At 73.5% G+C, this 15695-nt stretch carries 21 protein-coding genes; 11 read left to right on the top strand and 10 right to left on the bottom strand.

The window, feature by feature from the left end; all coding sequences use genetic code 11:
* Positions 1-47 precede the first annotated feature (47 nt).
* Positions 48-842, bottom strand: coding sequence for a winged helix-turn-helix domain-containing protein (locus FGD68_RS04800; protein ID WP_104235662.1), 795 nt, complete (start codon positions 840-842; stop codon positions 48-50).
* A gap of 394 nt (positions 843-1236) precedes the next feature.
* Positions 1237-1875, bottom strand: coding sequence for a uracil phosphoribosyltransferase (upp, locus tag FGD68_RS04805; protein WP_011931758.1), 639 nt, complete (start codon positions 1873-1875; stop codon positions 1237-1239).
* A gap of 68 nt (positions 1876-1943) precedes the next feature.
* On the opposite strand from upp, the gene FGD68_RS04810 reads away from it, so the two are divergent.
* A complete protein-coding gene (locus tag FGD68_RS04810) occupies positions 1944-2384 on the top strand; it encodes a nucleoside deaminase (protein ID WP_182480911.1) in 441 nt (146 codons plus the stop codon).
* 104 nt (positions 2385-2488) lie between these two features.
* Here FGD68_RS04810 and FGD68_RS04815 read toward each other — a convergent pair whose 3' ends face one another.
* Both FGD68_RS04815 and FGD68_RS04820 read right to left on the bottom strand, forming a co-directional pair.
* Positions 2489-2743 (bottom strand): hypothetical protein, encoded by a 255-nt coding sequence (locus FGD68_RS04815; RefSeq protein WP_119372935.1) that lies wholly within the window; start codon positions 2741-2743, stop codon positions 2489-2491.
* Positions 2744-2911: 168 nt separating this feature from the next.
* Positions 2912-3829, bottom strand: a complete 918-nt coding sequence (locus FGD68_RS04820) for a cation diffusion facilitator family transporter (RefSeq protein WP_119372936.1) — start codon at positions 3827-3829, stop codon at positions 2912-2914.
* Between the two features lie 131 nt (positions 3830-3960).
* Between FGD68_RS04820 and proC the strand changes: the two genes are divergently transcribed.
* Positions 3961-4836, top strand: a complete 876-nt coding sequence (proC, locus tag FGD68_RS04825) for a pyrroline-5-carboxylate reductase (protein ID WP_104235658.1) — start codon at positions 3961-3963, stop codon at positions 4834-4836.
* Between the two features lie 28 nt (positions 4837-4864).
* On the opposite strand, the gene FGD68_RS04830 is transcribed toward proC, so the two are convergent.
* Positions 4865-5533 carry a potassium channel family protein gene (locus FGD68_RS04830; protein WP_104235657.1) on the bottom strand — a complete coding sequence of 223 codons (669 nt, stop codon included), beginning with the start codon at positions 5531-5533 and terminating at the stop codon, positions 4865-4867.
* Between the two features lie 62 nt (positions 5534-5595).
* Positions 5596-7020 carry a TrkH family potassium uptake protein gene (locus FGD68_RS04835; RefSeq protein WP_104235656.1) on the bottom strand — a complete coding sequence of 475 codons (1425 nt, stop codon included), beginning with the start codon at positions 7018-7020 and terminating at the stop codon, positions 5596-5598.
* Between the two features lie 79 nt (positions 7021-7099).
* On the opposite strand from FGD68_RS04835, the gene FGD68_RS04840 reads away from it, so the two are divergent.
* The 3 genes from FGD68_RS04840 to FGD68_RS04850 all read left to right on the top strand — a co-directional run bounded on the left by FGD68_RS04840 (position 7100) and on the right by FGD68_RS04850 (position 8178).
* Positions 7100-7645 carry an ArsR/SmtB family transcription factor gene (locus FGD68_RS04840; RefSeq protein ID WP_104235655.1) on the top strand — a complete coding sequence of 182 codons (546 nt, stop codon included), beginning with the start codon at positions 7100-7102 and terminating at the stop codon, positions 7643-7645.
* A 122-nt stretch (positions 7646-7767) separates the two neighbouring features.
* Complete coding sequence (locus tag FGD68_RS04845; protein ID WP_011931768.1) at positions 7768-8007, top strand: helix-turn-helix domain-containing protein; 240 nt, start codon at positions 7768-7770, stop codon at positions 8005-8007.
* Between the two features lie 72 nt (positions 8008-8079).
* The gene (locus FGD68_RS04850; protein ID WP_003792170.1) at positions 8080-8178 is read left to right on the top strand and encodes a 30S ribosomal protein bS22; all 99 of its coding nucleotides are present in this window, start codon (positions 8080-8082) and stop codon (positions 8176-8178) included.
* 127 nt (positions 8179-8305) lie between these two features.
* On the opposite strand, the gene FGD68_RS04855 is transcribed toward FGD68_RS04850, so the two are convergent.
* Positions 8306-9058: an HAD family hydrolase gene (locus tag FGD68_RS04855; RefSeq protein WP_237609843.1), complete on the bottom strand. Its 753-nt coding sequence runs from the start codon at positions 9056-9058 to the stop codon at positions 8306-8308.
* 77 nt (positions 9059-9135) lie between these two features.
* Here FGD68_RS04855 and FGD68_RS04860 point away from each other — a divergent pair, with 77 nt between their 5' ends.
* From FGD68_RS04860 to FGD68_RS04885, 6 genes are all read left to right on the top strand, one after another.
* On the top strand, positions 9136-9399 hold the full coding sequence (locus FGD68_RS04860) for a glutaredoxin family protein (RefSeq protein ID WP_104235653.1): 264 nt from the start codon (positions 9136-9138) through the stop codon (positions 9397-9399).
* A gap of 37 nt (positions 9400-9436) precedes the next feature.
* Positions 9437-9739 carry a Dabb family protein gene (locus tag FGD68_RS04865; protein ID WP_104235652.1) on the top strand — a complete coding sequence of 101 codons (303 nt, stop codon included), beginning with the start codon at positions 9437-9439 and terminating at the stop codon, positions 9737-9739.
* 76 nt (positions 9740-9815) lie between these two features.
* On the top strand, positions 9816-10832 hold the full coding sequence (locus tag FGD68_RS04870; protein ID WP_237609844.1) for a LacI family DNA-binding transcriptional regulator: 1017 nt from the start codon (positions 9816-9818) through the stop codon (positions 10830-10832).
* Between the two features lie 111 nt (positions 10833-10943).
* Positions 10944-12257, top strand: a complete 1314-nt coding sequence (locus FGD68_RS04875) for an MFS transporter (protein ID WP_119373406.1) — start codon at positions 10944-10946, stop codon at positions 12255-12257.
* Positions 12254-13105, top strand: coding sequence for an alpha/beta hydrolase family protein (locus FGD68_RS04880; RefSeq protein ID WP_237609845.1), 852 nt, complete (start codon positions 12254-12256; stop codon positions 13103-13105). Before FGD68_RS04875 ends, FGD68_RS04880 begins: the two co-directional genes overlap by 4 nt.
* Positions 13102-14343: a GDSL-type esterase/lipase family protein gene (locus FGD68_RS04885; protein ID WP_119373407.1), complete on the top strand. Its 1242-nt coding sequence runs from the start codon at positions 13102-13104 to the stop codon at positions 14341-14343. Before FGD68_RS04880 ends, FGD68_RS04885 begins: the two co-directional genes overlap by 4 nt.
* Here the strand turns inward: FGD68_RS04885 and FGD68_RS04890 are convergent.
* The 3 genes from FGD68_RS04890 to FGD68_RS04900 all read right to left on the bottom strand — a co-directional run bounded on the left by FGD68_RS04890 (position 14340) and on the right by FGD68_RS04900 (position 15686).
* Positions 14340-14981: a DUF6518 family protein gene (locus tag FGD68_RS04890; RefSeq protein ID WP_119373409.1), complete on the bottom strand. Its 642-nt coding sequence runs from the start codon at positions 14979-14981 to the stop codon at positions 14340-14342. The genes FGD68_RS04885 and FGD68_RS04890 overlap by 4 nt on opposite strands.
* A 79-nt stretch (positions 14982-15060) precedes the next feature.
* Positions 15061-15276 (bottom strand): hypothetical protein, encoded by a 216-nt coding sequence (locus FGD68_RS04895; RefSeq protein ID WP_104235648.1) that lies wholly within the window; start codon positions 15274-15276, stop codon positions 15061-15063.
* A 77-nt stretch (positions 15277-15353) separates the two neighbouring features.
* Positions 15354-15686 carry a DUF7882 family protein gene (locus FGD68_RS04900; RefSeq protein WP_104235647.1) on the bottom strand — a complete coding sequence of 111 codons (333 nt, stop codon included), beginning with the start codon at positions 15684-15686 and terminating at the stop codon, positions 15354-15356.
* Positions 15687-15695 lie beyond the last annotated feature (9 nt).

Consider the following 15695-nt stretch of genomic DNA (forward strand, 5'->3'; position numbering starts at 1 on the left):
AGATCGCCGACAGCCCCGCAAGGACCATCTGAGCGACCGCGGCCGCCTCAGAACAGGTCGGGCGACTGCGTGCTGGCGTGGTGGACGGCGACGTCCGCGTGCCGGTCGAACCGGTACCCGGCGCCCCGCACCGTGCGGACGATCTCCTCGTAGCGGCCGAGCTTGGAGCGCAGCCGGCGGACGTGCACGTCGATGGTGCGCTCGTTCGGCACGTCGTCACCGTCCGCGGCGGACCACAGCGAGGCGATGATCTCGGATCGCTCGATGGTGCGTCCCTCGCGGAGCACCAGGTACTGCAGGAGCTCGAACTCCTTGTAGGTGAGCGGGGCGGTCTCGCCGTCGAGCACGACGCGCTTGCGGGACAGGTCGACCGTCACGCCGCCGTCGACGCGGACGTCGTCCTCGGGCTGCTCGCGGTGCTGGGCCACGGCCGCCGGATCCTGCAGGGCGAGCCTGACCACGTCGATGTCGCGGCCGCCCGCGCCCTCGGGGGCGAGGGCGACGGCGGCGTGGGTCTCGACGCCGGGGGCGAGCTCCGACGCCAGGCGCTTGAGTGCGGCGACGACGGTGCCGAGGTCGGTGCCCGCGGAGGCGGCCTTCAGCTCGTCGAGTCCGACGTAGATGGCGAAGCCGCGTGCCTCGGTGCCCTCGGGTACGGCACGGAGGCGGGCCGGGCGTGCGGGAGCGGCGGTCGGAGCCGGAGCGGTGGAGGTCGTGGCCGGAGCCGGGACGGCCTGCGGCCGGCGGAGCGGCGGGGCCAGGGGCGCAGCGGACCGGAGCGCGGGTGCGGCGGGGACGGATCGGAGGGAGGTGCGGGCGGGGTCGATGGTCGCGAGCGACATGGCGGAGTCCTTGTGATGATGCGGGTGCGGCGCAGCTGGAGTGCGCGGGACCTCAGGGGAGTGCGAGACGCCTCAGTGGGCGGATGCGCCGGTGAAGGCGGGGAGGGTCGGCGACGGATGCGTCGCGGGACCGCTCAGGCGAAGGCGGCGGGTCAGGCCGACATTCGACAGCACATCGCGACACGACCGGGCATCATCATGCCGGCGACTCCCGAGGCCTCGGCGGAGGTCAGGACGTGCGCGTTCAGGTTCATGGGGAGAGCTTGCACGGATCCGTGCGTCCGTGTCAACAGGAGGAGCCGGAATCGTGCGGGACGCGCAGGAATCGTGCGTGAGCGGACAGCGGCGCCCGCCCCCCGAGGGGAGCGGGCGCCGGAGAGCGCGAGGCGACGGATCAGTGCGCAGCGGTGCCGTACAGGCGGTCGCCCGCGTCGCCGAGGCCCGGGATGATGTAGCCCACCTCGTCGAGCCTCTCGTCGAGCGCGCCCAGCACGATGGTGACCTCGCGGCCCGCGGTCGCCTCCTCGACGGCCTTGAGGCCCTCGGGCGCGGCGATGAGGCAGATGCACGTGACGTCGACGGCGCCGCGGTCGAAGAGGTACTCGATGGCGGCGATGAGGGATCCGCCCGTCGCGAGCATGGGGTCCACGACGAAGCACTGGCGATTGGAGAGGTCGGTGGGGAGGCGCTCCGCGTAGATGTCGGGCTGGAGCGTCTCCTCGTTGCGCACCATGCCGAGGAAGCCGACCTCGGCGCTGGGCATGAGGCGCATCAGGCCGTCGAGCATGCCGAGGCCCGCGCGGAGGATGGGGACAACGAGCGGCTTCGGGTCGCTGAGGGTGAGGCCCTCGGCGGGCGCGACCGGGGTCTGCACCGTGATGGTCTCGACCCGGACGTCGCGCGTGGCCTCGTAGGCGAGGAGCGTGACGAGCTCATCGGCCAGGCTGCGGAACACGGGGGAGGGGGTGGTGCGGTCCCGCAGCGCCGTCAGCTTGTGCGTGATGAGCGGGTGGTCGGCTACGTGGACTCGCATAGGCTCCATTCAATCAGCAAGGGGGATCGCGATTGGACCTCCACGTGCCCGGCGACGTCGATCGCTGGATGGCCGTGGCGCTCGACGAGGCCCGGGCCTGCGCGGCCACCGGCGACGTGCCCGTGGGCGCGGTCGTGGTGGACGCATCCGGTGTCGTCATCGGGCGCGGGCGGAACCTCCGCGAGGCGCGGCAGGATCCCACCGCGCACGCCGAGGTGGAGGCGCTCCGCGAGGCCGCGACGACCACTGGCGAACGGCACCTCGTGGGCACGACGCTCGTCGTCACGCTGGAGCCGTGCGTGATGTGCGCGGGTGCGATCCTCGCGGCGCGCGTGCCGCGCGTGGTCTTCGGCGCGTGGGACGGGAAGGCGGGCGCGGCCGGATCCCTCTACGACGTGCTGCGCGACCGGCGGCTGCCGCATCGCGCGGAGGTGTTCGCGGGCGTGCGGGCGGCCGAGTGCGCGGAGCTCCTCGACGGCTTCTTCGCGGAGCGTCGCGCCGGCGCGTGATCGTCGACGCCTGATTCGCCGTCCGGGACGGCCCCGTCGCCACCAGCCCGTCGCCAGGCAGGCACGCTCGGCGGCGACCGGGGCGTCGCGCGCCGGCTACCGGATCAGCCCTGGCACTTGGTGCACCCAGGGCCCTGGTGCGGCGGGTGCGGGTTCCGTCCCCCGCTGCGTCCGTTCGTCGAGTGCGTGCTCCTGCGCTCCTGCGCCGTGATGTGCGCGTCGGAGGTGGCGGTGGTGGCCTGCGAGACGGAGGCGGTCGCAGGGTCGTGCCGGGTCTCGGCCTGGGCGGCGGAGTCCGCCGTGAGGAGCAGCCCCAGGGCGAGGGCGGTGGCTGCTGCGGCCTTCATGGCGTGCGTCATCGGTGTTCTCCTCGAGCGGTCGTCGTGCGTCGAGCGGGCGCTCGGGCATCGGATCCGGCCGGATCTCCAGGAGCCGTCCGCCCGACATCGTCGCACCGTGCGGCGGGGCGGCGCGCGAGGCGCCCACACCGTGCGGCGACGCTCACGGACCGGCGTGACCGGCGGGGATCAGCGCGTCGCGACCCGCACGTCGGGCTCGAGGTAGATGACGCGGGCGACCGGCACGGCCTCGCGCACGCGGCGCTCGATCGCATCGATCCCCGCGGCCACGTCGCCGAGCGAGCTGGTCGCGGGCATGGCGATCTTGGCGGCGACGAGCAGCTCGTCCGGGCCGAGGTACAGCGTCTTCATGTGGATGATCGACTCGGCCTCGTGGCCCGCGGTGATGGCCGCGCGGATGGCCGCGAGATCCGGCTTCGAGGCGCCCTCGCCGACCAGGAGGCTGCTCATCTCGACCCCGAGGACCACCGCGACCGCCACCAGCAGCACGCCGATGAGCAGGGTGCCGATGCCGTCGTAGATGCCGTTCCCGGTGAGGATCGACGCGACGACGCCGAGGAGCGCGAACACGAGCCCGGAGAGCGCGGCCGTGTCCTCGAGCAGCAGCACGGGGAGCTCTGGGCTCTTGGCGCGGCGCACGAACTGCACCCACGTCTGGTCCCCCCGGAGCGGGTTCGACTCCTTGATGGCCGTGCGGAGCGAGAACGACTCGAGGGCGATCGCGATCAGGAGCACGACGATCGGCAGCCACGGCACGTCGAGCGGCTCGGGGTGCTCGATCTTGTGGATGCCCTCGTACAGCGAGTACACGCCGCCGACCGAGAACAGGATGATCGAGACGATGAAGGCGTAGACGTAGCGGACGCGGCCGTAGCCGAACGGGTGCTCGTCGTCCGCGAGGCGCTTCGCGCGCTTGCCGCCGACGAGCAGCAGGATCTGGTTGCCCGAGTCCGCGAGCGAGTGGACGCCCTCGGCGAGCATCGACGAGGATCCGGAGAAGAACGCCGCGATGAACTTGGTGATCGCGATGCCGACGTTGGCGGCGAGGGCGGCGAAGATCGCCTTGCTGCCGTGCGATTCGCTCAAGGCGGGACCTCCTCGACCGGCGAGGCGGCTCGGGCCGCCCGGGCGCGCGTGCCCCGGTCGCCTCAGCCTAGCCACGCGCCGGGGGTGGCCGACGACCCGGTCGTGCGACGCCCGGTCTCTAGGATCGGGGCATGCCCGACGCCTCCCGCCCCGCCCCGTCCGCCCCCGCCGAGGTCGTCCGCCTCCCCTCGCTCGCGATGCTCGGCACCGGATCCATGAACGGCGCGATCCTCGGCGGACTGCTGCAGCCGGGCGTCGAGGTCGACGGCGACGTGCGCGTGACCACCCGCTCGGCCGCCAGCGCGGCGGCGCTCGGCGAGCGGGACGGCGTCACCGCGTCGAGCGTCGAGGAGGACGCCGACGCCAACAGGCGCGCGGTCCGCGGCGCGCGCGTCGTGGTCGTGGGCGTGAAGCCCCACATGGTGCCCGACCTGCTGCGCGAGATCGCGGACGACCTGGATCCCGGCGCGCTCGTGATCAGCGTGGCGGCCGGCGTCACGATCGCGACCTTCGAGTCGCTGCTGCCCGCGCACGTGGCCGTGCTGCGCTCGATGCCGAACACGCCGTCGCTCGTCGGCCGCGGGGTCACGGGGCTCGCCGCGGGCAGTCGCTCGAGCCTCGAGGACCTGGCGCTCGCCCGCGCGGTGTTCGCCACGGTCGGCGACGTCGTGGAGGTGCCGGAGGCAAGGATCGACGCGCTCAGCACGATCTCCGGATCCGGCCCCGCCTACGTCTTCCTCCTGATCGAGGAGCTGACCCGCACGGCCGAGGCCAAGGGGTTCACTGCCGAGGAGGCGCGCGTGCTCGTGCAGGGGACCTTCCGCGGCGCGGTCGAGCTGCTGGCCGCGTCGGACGCGGAGCCCGCCGAGCTGCGCCGCCGGGTCACGAGCCCCAAGGGCACGACCGAGCGGGCCGTACAGGTGCTGCAGGCGGCGGATCTGTCGGGGCTCTTCGACCGCGCGACCGACGCCGCGCTCGCCCGGGCCCGCGAGCTCGCGGCCGGCTGAGCCCTCCGCACCCGCCCGAGGCCGCGGATCAGGACAGCGAGGCGAACCGCTCGATGTCGGCCGAGGTGCCGGACACGATGATGAGGTCGTGGTTCGAGACGACGGTGTCGGCCGTCGCGTAGGTGAACGGCTTGCCTGGCGTCTTCACGCCGACCACCGTGATCCGGTAGCGCCGCCGCACCGACGACTCCGCGAGCGCCATGCCGCGGATGGGCTTCGGCGGGTACATCTTCGCGAGGACGAAGTCGTCGTCGAACTCGATGAAGTCGAGCATCCGGCCGGACACGAGGTGCGCCACGCGCTCGCCCGCCTCCGCCTCCGGGTAGATGACGTGGTTCGCGCCGATGCGCTCGAGGATCTTGCCGTGCGACTGGCTGATGGCCTTGGCCCAGATCTGCGGGATCTTGAGGTCGACCAGGTTCGCCGTGATGAGCACGCTCGCCTCGATGGACGACCCGACGGCGACGACCGCGATGGAGAAGTCCTTGGCGCCGAGCTGCTGCAGCGCCTCGATGTTGCGCGCGTCGGCCTGCACGGCGTGCGTGACGCGGTCGGACCACTTCTGCACGAGGCCCTCGCTCGCGTCGATCGCGAGCACCTCCCGGTCGAGGCGCGCGAGCTGCCCGGCGGTCGCGGCGCCGAAGCGGCCGAGCCCGATGACGAGCACGGGGGCGTTGTGGGGGATGCGTTCGCCCATGAGGGGCCTCTCTCCTGCGGTGGATGCGGTGAAGGACGGATGCGGATGCGGCGCCGGCCGGCTCAGCCGACGATCGGCCGCTCCTCGGAGCGCTGGAAGAGCTGCCGTCGGGTGCTCGCGGCGAGCGCGGCGGCGAGGGTCACGGTGCCGACGCGCCCCAGGAACATGGTGGCCGCGAGCACGTACTTGGCGGGATCCGACGCCTCGGCCGTGAACCCGGTGCTGAGCCCGGAGGTGGCGAAGGCGCTGATGGCGTCGAAGAGCACGTAGTCGAGGCGCTCGCCGGAGATCTGCAGCAGCACGATGCTGCTGAGCGCCACGGTGGTCGCGCCCCAGAGCACGATGCTCACCGCGAGGCGGAGCACGTCGCTCGGGATGCGGCGCTCGAACGCCTCCATGGACTCGCTGCCGCGGGCCTCCGCGAAGGCCGCGAGGAACAGGATCGCGAGGGTCGTGACCTTGATGCCGCCCGCCGTGGACGCGGATCCGCCGCCGATGAACATGAGCATGTCCGTGACCAGCAGGCTCGCGTTCCCGAAGTCGCCCATGTCGAGCGTGGAGAAGCCGCCGGAGCGCGTCATCACGGAGAGGAACAGCGCCTGGAAGCCGTGCTGCACCGGATCCATGAGCGCGAACGTCTTCTTGTTGTCCCACTCGAGCACGACGTAGGCGAGCGTGCCCAGCACGATGAGGATGAGCGACGTCCAGAGCGTGAGCTTGACGTGCACGGAGAAGCGCCGCGGCTTCCTCCAGCCGCGGTACACGGCGTAGATGACGGGGAAGCCGATGCTGCCGAGGAAGACGCCGATCATGAGCAGGCTGAGGAACCAGTAGTCCTGGTGGTACAGCTCGAAGCCCGCCTCGCTGAAGACGAAGCCCGTGTTCGTGAACGCCATGAGCGAGTAGTAGAAGGAGTCGAGGGCGGCCTGGCCCACGGGGATCCCCTCCAGCAGGATCCGCGGGAACAGCAGCGCCGCGATGGACAGCTCGATGACGAGGGCGCTGATCGCGACCGTGAGCAGCAGCGTGCCGATCTCGCCGAGCTTCACCGCCTGGCCCTCGGCGACGGGGCCGTGGTGGATCCGCAGCGGGTTGCTGTCGCTGGCGGCCATGAGCCGGGCCTTGAGGCCGAGGCGGCGCGAGACGATGAGCCCCATGATCGACGCGAGCGTCAGCACGCCGATCCCGCCGATCTGCACGCCGAGCGCGATGAAGGCATGGCCGAGCGGGGTCCAGTACGTCGCCATGTCGACGGTCGCGAGGCCCGTGACGCAGATGGCGGACACGGCCGTGAACAGCGCGTCGGCGAACGGCGCGTTGTCGCCGGTGGACGTCATGCCGGGGAGCATGAGGATCGTCGTGAGCGTCAGGACGAGCGCCGCGAAGATGAGGATCGCGAAGCGCGCCGGCGTCGAGTGCGCGAAGTAGTCGAGGAAGTCGCGGATGCGCCCGAGGAGGGGACGCCCGTGATCCGGCCTGACGCGCATGGTCCCCTGTCCGCTTCGGAAGGCCGCCTGGCCCGGATCGCCATGGTACTGCGAGCGCGGGACGGAATACCCTTCGGGGATGGCTGACATCTTCGACGTCGTGGCGGATCCGACGCGACGCGACCTCCTCCGCGTGCTGCTCGACCGACGCGCGGTGCCCGAGGCGCCCACCGGCGAGATCAGCGTCTCGGAGCTCGTGCAGACGCTCGGGATCAGCCAGCCGACGGTGTCCAAGCACCTGCGCGTCCTGCGCGACAGCGGCCTCGTCTCCGTGCGGGAGGAGGGGCAGCACCGCTACTACCGGCTGGAGCCCGCGCCGCTCGAGGTGCTGGATGCCTGGGTCGCGCCCTTCGTCGACGACGGCCGGGGCGACGCAGCCTCCGACGGCGGGCTCGCGGATCCGGACACGGGGCTGCTCGGCGCCGGCCTGTCGGCCGACCCCGAGAGGGACGACGACGATCCGGCCGGCCACCCGTTCGCCGCGTCCCTCGGCCGGATCTGGGCCGACACCCGGTACCAGGCGGCTGCCGCCGTGCACGACGCCACGCGCGTCGCCGGCTCGGCTGGCCAGGCGTCGCTCGGCCGGCTGCGCGCGCGGAAGCAGGGGAACTCGCGGGACGCGTGATGCAGGATGTGACACGATGGACACGCGTCCATCCGGACCCCTAGAATCGCGCACCAGCGCCCGCATCGCGGGTGCTACGAGGTCCGTGAGCCGGTCACGCAGAACGAGGAGTCGATCCGCCCATGTCGCGTGACCTGTCCGACGTCCGATTCCTCACGGTGGCCGAGGTGGCCGAGATGATGCGCGTCTCCAAGATGACCGTCTACCGCCTCGTGCACTCGGGCGACCTGCCCGCCATCCGCTTCGGCCGCTCGTTCCGCGTCCCCGAGTCCGCCGTGCTCGCCGCGATCGATCCGTCGAACGCGCTGCCCGGCCAGCCCGGAGAGGCGTCGCGTCACTCCGGCATGTCGGATGTCGGCTAGACTCCTCTGAGGCTATTTTCCGCGGGTCACCAGAGTCCGCGTGTTCCGTCCGGCAACAGATGAGGTGCCCCTATGGGTTCAGTGATCAAGAAGCGTCGCAAGCGCATGGCGAAGAAGAAGCACCGCAAGCTGCTTCGCAAGACGCGCCACCAGCGTCGCAACAAGAAGTAGAGCGGACGCGTCCACGAGGGCGCAGCACGTGATGGAGAGGACGCCGCCCCGGTGACGGGGTGGCGTCCTCTTCGTTCGCGCGGGGCGTGCCCGGCCCGCGGGTGTCGGGCGCGGGGCGCCCTGCGGATCAGCTCCCGGCGGATCCGTCGGCCTGCGCGGCCTCGCGGCGCACGCGCCTGCGGGCGTCGCGGATGCTCTGGCGCCGGAGCCGCATCGACGGCCAGCCGGATCCGCGCGCGTGGGCCGCGAGCGCCTGGTCCGGGTTCACGACCACCGGGTGCCCGACCAGCGAGAGCAGCGGGATGTCGTGGCGCGAGTCGGAGTACGCCCAGCACTCGGCGGCGTCCGCGCCCGTCCGCGCGAGGAGACCCCGTGCCGCCGCGGCCTTGTGCGCGCCGTGCAGGAACTCGCCATCGAGGCGTCCCGTGTACGCGCCGTCGCGCACCTCCAGCGCGCTGCCCAGCGCGCCCGTGAGGCCGAGCCGGCGGGCGATCACGTCGGCCAGGAACGACGGCGACGCCGTGACCAGCCACACCTGATGGCCCTTCGCCAGGTGCTCCCGCGCGAGGCCGAGCGTCTCCGGCCAGACCATCGGCGCGGTGTGCCGCTCGTAGATGTCATCGGCCAGCTTGGCCATGTCGGCCACCGTGACGCCGGTCACGACCTCGAGGCCGCGGGCGCGCGCCGACGCGAGGTGGCGGTCGTTCTCGCCGCGCGCCTTGAAGCGCGCGTGCTTCCATCCGGAGCCGACGATGTCGCGCACCGTGAGGAGGCCCGCCGCGCGGAGCCCGCGCACGAGGTGGAACACGCTCGCGCCGTGGATCAGGGTGTTGTCCACGTCGAAGAACGCGAGGATCGGGGTGCCCGCCTGCTCGACCATGATCGGGTCAGCGTAGGCGACGCTCCTGGGGCCGGATCCCGGCCAGGGCGGCGCGAGGCCTCGCCTACGCTGGGCGGATGAGCGCAACGGTCCTCACCCTCGTCGGCAAGCCCGGCTGCCACCTCTGCGACGACGCACGCGAGGTCGTGACGCGGGTGCTCGGCGGACTCGACGCGGCGCGCGCCGGCGAGGTGACGCTCGAGGAGCGCAGCATCCTCGACGACCGGGCGCTCGCCGACCGGTTCGCCGAGGAGATCCCGGTGCTCCTCATCGACGGGCGCGTGCACAACTACTGGCGCATCGACGCCGACCGGCTCCGCGCCGCGCTCGACGCGCGCTGAGCCCGGCGGCGGTCGGGGCCACGGATAGGGTCGTCCCATGACCCTCCGCCACGTCGTCTCCTGGAAGCTCGCCGACCGCGATCCCGCCGCCCTCGACCGCGACGCCGCCCGCATCACCGAGGCGCTCGGCACGCTGCCCGGCCTCGTGCCCGGCATCCGCTCGTTCCAGCTGGGGCGCGACGTGGTCGGATCCGCGCGCAGCCACGACGTCGTGCTCATCGCCGACTTCGACGACCGCGCCGCGCTCGACGCGTACGACGTGCACCCGGAGCACCAGCGCGTCGCCGCCTTCGTGCGGAGCCTCGTCGGATCCGCGGCGTCGGTCGACTTCGAGGTCTGACGTCAGCGGCGACGACCGCGCGCCCCGCGGAGCCGCGGCCGCACCCGCGCCCCGGCGGCGGGTGACGCTCGCGCAGGTGGCGGAGCACGCAGGGGTCTCTCGCTCCGCGGTGTCCTTCGCGCTCACCGGGCGGACGGACCAGCGGCTCTCGACGGAGACGATCGCGCGGATCCGGCGTGCGGCCGAGGAGCTCGGCTACCGCCCGAACATGACGGCCAGGACCCTGCGCACCGGCCGCTCGGGCACCGTCGCGCTCGTCTCGGACTTCGTCAGCAGCACCTCGCACGCGAACTCGATGGTGCGCGGCGCGCTCGACGCGCTGCGCGAGCGCGACACGATCCTCTTCACCGTGGACACGCAGGGCGACGCGCGGCAGGAGGAGCAGCTGCTCGAGAGCCTGCTCGGGCGCACCATCGACGGGGTGCTCTACGCGTCGATGTTCACGCGTGTCGTGCGGACCCCGGCGCTGCTCGACCAGGTGCCGCACGTCCTGCTCAACTGCGTGCCCGAGGAGGGCGTCGCGCACGCGGTGGTGCCGGACGAGGAGGCCGCGGGAGCCGACGCCGCCCGGGCGCTCCTCGACCTCGGGCACCTCGACCGGATCTGGTTCGTCGGCAGCCTCCCCGACGGCGTCACCGGCGGACCCGCCTGGCGCGGCTGGGCGCCGGTCGCGCTCGCCGAGCGGCTGGCCGGCGTCCGACGCACGCTCGCCGCCGCGGGGGTCGAACTGGCCGGCGCGCAGGCGGTGGCGCGCGACTGGGACACGGACGACGGGCGCGAGGCCGTCGCCCGGCTGCTCGCGACAGGCGCCCGCCCGACCGCGCTGATCTGCGCGAACGACGCCGTGGCCGCGGGGGCCTACCAGGCGCTGCACCGCGCGGGCCTCCGCGTGCCGGAGGACGTCTCGGTCGTCGCGTTCGACGGGAGCGCGATCAGCCGCGCGCTGGATCCGCCGCTCGCCTCCGTCGCGCTGCCCCAGCTCGAGCTCGGCCGCCTCGCCGTCGAGCTGCTCTTCGACCGCGCCGCGGAGCCGGCCGTGCACCGCGTGCCGATGGCGCTGATCGCGGGCGGGTCGATCGGCCCGGTGCGCTGAGGCTTCTCGGAAGACACGGTGACACGGCGCGCTAGATCGTTGTAGCATCCTGTCCGCGCATCCGGTGCCCGACCGGGTCGCGATCTCACGACGCATACGAAGGAGTATGGGATGACTGCTGTCGATGGGGCCCGCACGGCCCCGAACGCCTGGTGGGTGGGCTTCGTGTGCGGCATGGCGACGTTCGTCGACGCCGCCGCCACGACGGGCGTGGGCATCGCGCTCGTGCTCTTCCTCGCGCCGCCCTCGGGAGGGCCCGGCCTGTCGGGTCCCGAGGTCGGATACCTCACCGCCGTGCTCACCGCGGGAGTCGCGGCTGGCTCGCTCCTCGGCGGCTGGGCCGGCGACCGGTTCGGCCGGCGCCGCGTCTTCCTCGTCACGATGACGCTGATCGTCATCGGATCCGCCACGCCGTTCCTCGGCGTCTCGTTCGCGGCGCTGCTGCCCGGGATCGCGCTCATCGGCCTCGGCGTCGGCGCGGATCTGCCGGTGGCGCTCGCCACCATCTCGGAGGCGGCGACCGCCCGGAACCGCGGGAAGATCCTCGTGTTCTCGAACCTGCTGGGCGGCTTCGGGATCCTGCTGGCCGTCGTCATCGGGATCGCCTTCGGCCAGGCGGGCCCCACCGGCGGGCACGTGATGTTCGGCGCGTTCGGCGTCGTCGGCCTCCTCGTGCTGCTCATGCGCGCGACCATCCCCGAGTCGGCGTCCTGGCTCGTCGCCCGGGCCGAGCGGGCGGACGGCGCGCGCACGGTGCGGGCGCAGCGCGGGCGGATCCGCGACCTCGGCCGGCCCGCCTACCGCCGGCCGTTCGTGACCCTGCTCGTCTACTACACGCTCGCCTCGCTCGCGATCAGCGTGGCGGGGAGCTTCGGCACGTACGTCGCCGTGAGCGTCGCCGGCATCCGGGTCGACGAGTACCAGTCGTGGACGATCCTCGCGATGCCGGCCGCCGTCCTCGGCGCGCTGTGGTTCATGTCGGTCGCGGACACGCGGTTCCGCATGCCGTACTTCGTGATCGGATCCGTGGTCGTGGTGGCGTCGAACCTCATCCCGGTCGTCCTGGGGTTCAGCCTGCCGACGCTCGTGGTGTCGGTGGTGCTGTCGACCTTCGCGGGCGCCTTCTGCTTCGAGACGATCATGAAGGTCTGGACGCAGGAGTCGTTCCCGACCCTCATCCGGTCGACCGCGCAGGGCACCGTGTACGGGGTGGCGCGCTTCGCGACGGCGGGGCTCAACGCCGTGACGCCCGCGCTCCTCGCGCTGAACCCGCAGGGGGTGTACGTCGGGGTGTCCGTGGTCGCGGCGGCGGGGTTCCTGGTCGGCTGGATCGGGTTCCGCCGGGCGACCGGGACCGCCTTCGACGTGGAGGACGAGCAGGTGCCGGCGACCGCGTCGGTGCGGACCGTGGAGGCAGCGGCGTGAGCGACACGGGCAGCGGCACCGGCGGGTCGAGGACCATGCGGATCCGGCCGTTCGAGGCGCGCGTGCGCGGGCTGACGCTCCGGGGATCGCAGCACCTCGCGGAGGGTCCCGGCCCGCGACCCACCGCGATCCTGATGCACGGCTTCGGCGGCTCGCGCGTCGAGACGACGGGCGTGTTCGTGGCCCTCGCCCGGCGGCTCGCGGCGGCGGGGGTCGGCGTCGTCGCCTACGACCGCGCCGGCCACGGCGAGAGCGACGGCGAGTTCCTCGACACGACCGTCACGGGCGACGTCGCCGACGCCCGGCAGGTGCTCGACGCCGTCCGCGCGCTGCCCGAGGTGGACGCGGGCGACGTGCACCTCGTCGGCATGAGCCTCGGCGCGGTCGTGGCCTCGGTGGTCGCCGCGGAGGAGAGCCGCGCGGCCGAGGGCGGGGCGGGGTCGGGGATCCGGTCGGTCGCGATGTGGTCGACGGCGGCCGTGTTCGTCGACGACATCCGCGCGGGCACGATCCAGGGCCGCTCGCTCGCGTCGCTCGACGCCGACGGCTGGTTCGACTTCGCCGGGCAGCGGATGGGGCCGGCGATGCGCGACGACGCGCTCGGCTTCGACCCGTACGCGCGGGCGGCCGGCTACCGGGGTCCCGCGCTGCTGCTGCACGGCACGGACGACTTCGTGCCCGTCGACTACGCCAGGCGGTACCTCGAGCCGGAGGCGCTCGGCGAGCGCGCCGAGCTGGTGGTGGTGGAGGGCGCGGATCACGGCTGGGCGCAGCTGCCGCAGCGCGACGAGGTGATCGAGCGGACGGTCGCCTTCGTGCGGACGCACGCGAGGGGCGGGGAGGCGTGAGCGGGATCGGCGCGTCCGCGCGCGACGGCGCGGTCGTCGAGCTCGACGGCGGGTCCGTCCGCGTCCACGGGCACCTGGGGCTGATGGCGGTGCCGGGCGGCGTGCGACCCATCCGGCTGCCCGAGGCCAGGTGGCGCGACTTCCCGCCGGCGGGCGAGCTGCTGCGGGCGCAGGTGTCGACGGCGGCCGGGGTGCGGATCCGGTTCACGACCCGGGCAGACGAGGTGCGGCTGCGCGTGCGCTGCACGCGCATCCACTTCGACGAGCTGCCGGGGCCCCGCAACACGTTCGTCGCCGAGGTCGACGGCGTGGACCTGCCTCCGGTCGCCTCGCCCGTGGACGTCGTGCGCCGGGTCTCGTCGTCGGGCGACACGGCGGAGGAGACGGCGGTCGGGTCCGGGGATGCGTCCGTCGTCGTGCTCCGCGGGCTCGGGCGCGGGCCGTCGACCGTGACCGCATGGCTGCCGCAGGGCATGGTCGTCGACCTCGTCGGCATCGCCGCCGACGCGCCCGTCCGGGCCGCGGAGCCGCTCGGGCTGCCGCGCTGGATGCACCACGGCAGCTCCATCAGCCACTGCGTCGAGGCGCCCGATCCGACCGGCGCGTGGCCCGTCGTCGCTGCCCGCGCGACGGGCCTCGACCTCGTGGACCTGGGCTTCGGCGGCCAGTGCATGCTCGACCCGTTCGTCGCGGACGCCATCGCCGCGGAGCCCGCCGACGTGATCTCGCTGAGCGTCGGCATCAACATCGTGGGCGCGCGGTCGATGGACCAGCGCACCTTCGTGCCCGCGCTGCACGGCTTCCTCGACCGGGTGCGGCGCGGCCACCCGGACACCCCGATCGTGCTCGCGTCGTCGATCCTCTGGCCGGGCAGCGAGCAGGTGCCCGGGCCGCCCGGCGTGGAGTTCCGGGACGACGGATCCGTGCGCTGCTTCGCGGCGGGCGACCCCGCCGACGTGCCGCGCGGGGCGCTCACGCTCGCGGAGTCGCGCCGGCACGTGGAGCACGTCGCGCGTGTGCGGCAGGACGCGGGCGAGCAGATCGCGCACCTCGACGGCCTGGAGCTCTACGGGCTAGACGACGTGGCGCGGTTCACGCTGCCGGACGGGCTGCATCCGGACGCGGAGCTCTACGCGGAGATGGGCGGGCGCTGGGTGGCACGGGTCTTCGCGGACGGCGGGCTGGTGCCGAGGGCGGGGCTCGGCGGCGGCGGGCGGCCAGCGGCGGGTCGCCCCTAGCCGCGCACCGGAGCCGGCGACGCGTCCACCTGCGTCCGCCGACAGTGCAGCGCCGCCGCGGCGAGGAAGCCGACCGCGAGGACGATCTCGAGGGTCCAGTACACCGGGCTCGTGCTGGCGGCGACGACCGTGAGGCCGTAGATCCCCTCGGCGATGAGCACGGCGCTGAGCACCGCGACGCCGGCGATCGTCCATCGGCGCGACGCGTGCCGCACGAGGCCGGCCGCGAGGCCGATGACCGGGCCGGCGACCAGGCCGATCGGGATCCACATGGACGAGAAGGGGTCCGCGAGGAAGTACCCGCGCCACAGGCTGACGACGCCGTACGCCTCCACCATCGCGACGAAGGAGATCGCGCCGAGCACGGCGCCGAGGAGCGGGCGCGCGCGGGAGAGCCACACGGCGACGAAGGCGAGCATGCTCCAGCCGCCGGCCGAGTTGGCGAGCGAGCCCATCCACTCCGGGAGGAAGCCCTGCGCGGGGCTGGTGAGGCCACCCACGACGAGGCTGAAGACGAGGACGACGACCGTGGCGCGCAGCCCGGCCCGCAGGATCGCACGCGCGGGCCGCCGCGAGGACGAGGGGTAAGGGCGGGCGGCGACGGCGGTGCGGTCGGCGGACGCGTCGGGTCGGGTCATGGCCTCACCCTCGCAGCGGTTGGGGGCCGGGTCGTCGGCCGAGCGGCCCATCCGCGTACGCACGGGGATGCAGAAGAGGTCAGCCGCGCAGCCGGGCCCCGTCGAGGATCCGCACGGCCGCGTCGGCAGGGACGGTCCACGTGATGGTCGCCGTCACGCGCGCGACGCTGTCGTCGGAGACGCTGGTGCTCGCGAAGTCGATCTGCACGTCGCGCACCTCCCGGCTGAGGACGGTCGCGGACTCGGCGGCGGCGATGATCGCGTCGTCGTCGTAGGGCAGGTTCGTGAGGGCCATGGGCGTCCTTGGGGTGCGGGGCGGGCGTGGTCGGAGGGGCGCGGACGCGGACGCGCGGAGCGTCCCGGCGCGCGGCGTCAGTCGGCGGGCGGCTCGGCGTGCGTGGCCGTGCCGGGCGGCGGCTCCGGCACGAGGTGCAGCCCGGATCCGGTGTTCGCGCTGTCCATGAGCAGGTCCACCCAGGCGGGGTTGATGGCGGGCGGGCGGCTGCCCGAGAACCGGAAGTGCAGCGGGAGCTCGGGGGCGACCCACACGGTGCTGCGCCCGTCGCCCTCGGACGCCGGGTACTTCCACGAGAACGCGAAGCTCTCCCGGCGGCGGAGCTTGTTCAGCATGACGATCTGCAGGTGCGCGAGCGCGCGGTCGTCGATGGTGGTGCGGGTGGTGCTGTCGAAGATCAGCTGGCCCACGCCTGCCCT

This window comes from Clavibacter californiensis (assembly GCF_021952865.1).
Lineage (GTDB): Bacteria > Actinomycetota > Actinomycetes > Actinomycetales > Microbacteriaceae > Clavibacter > Clavibacter californiensis.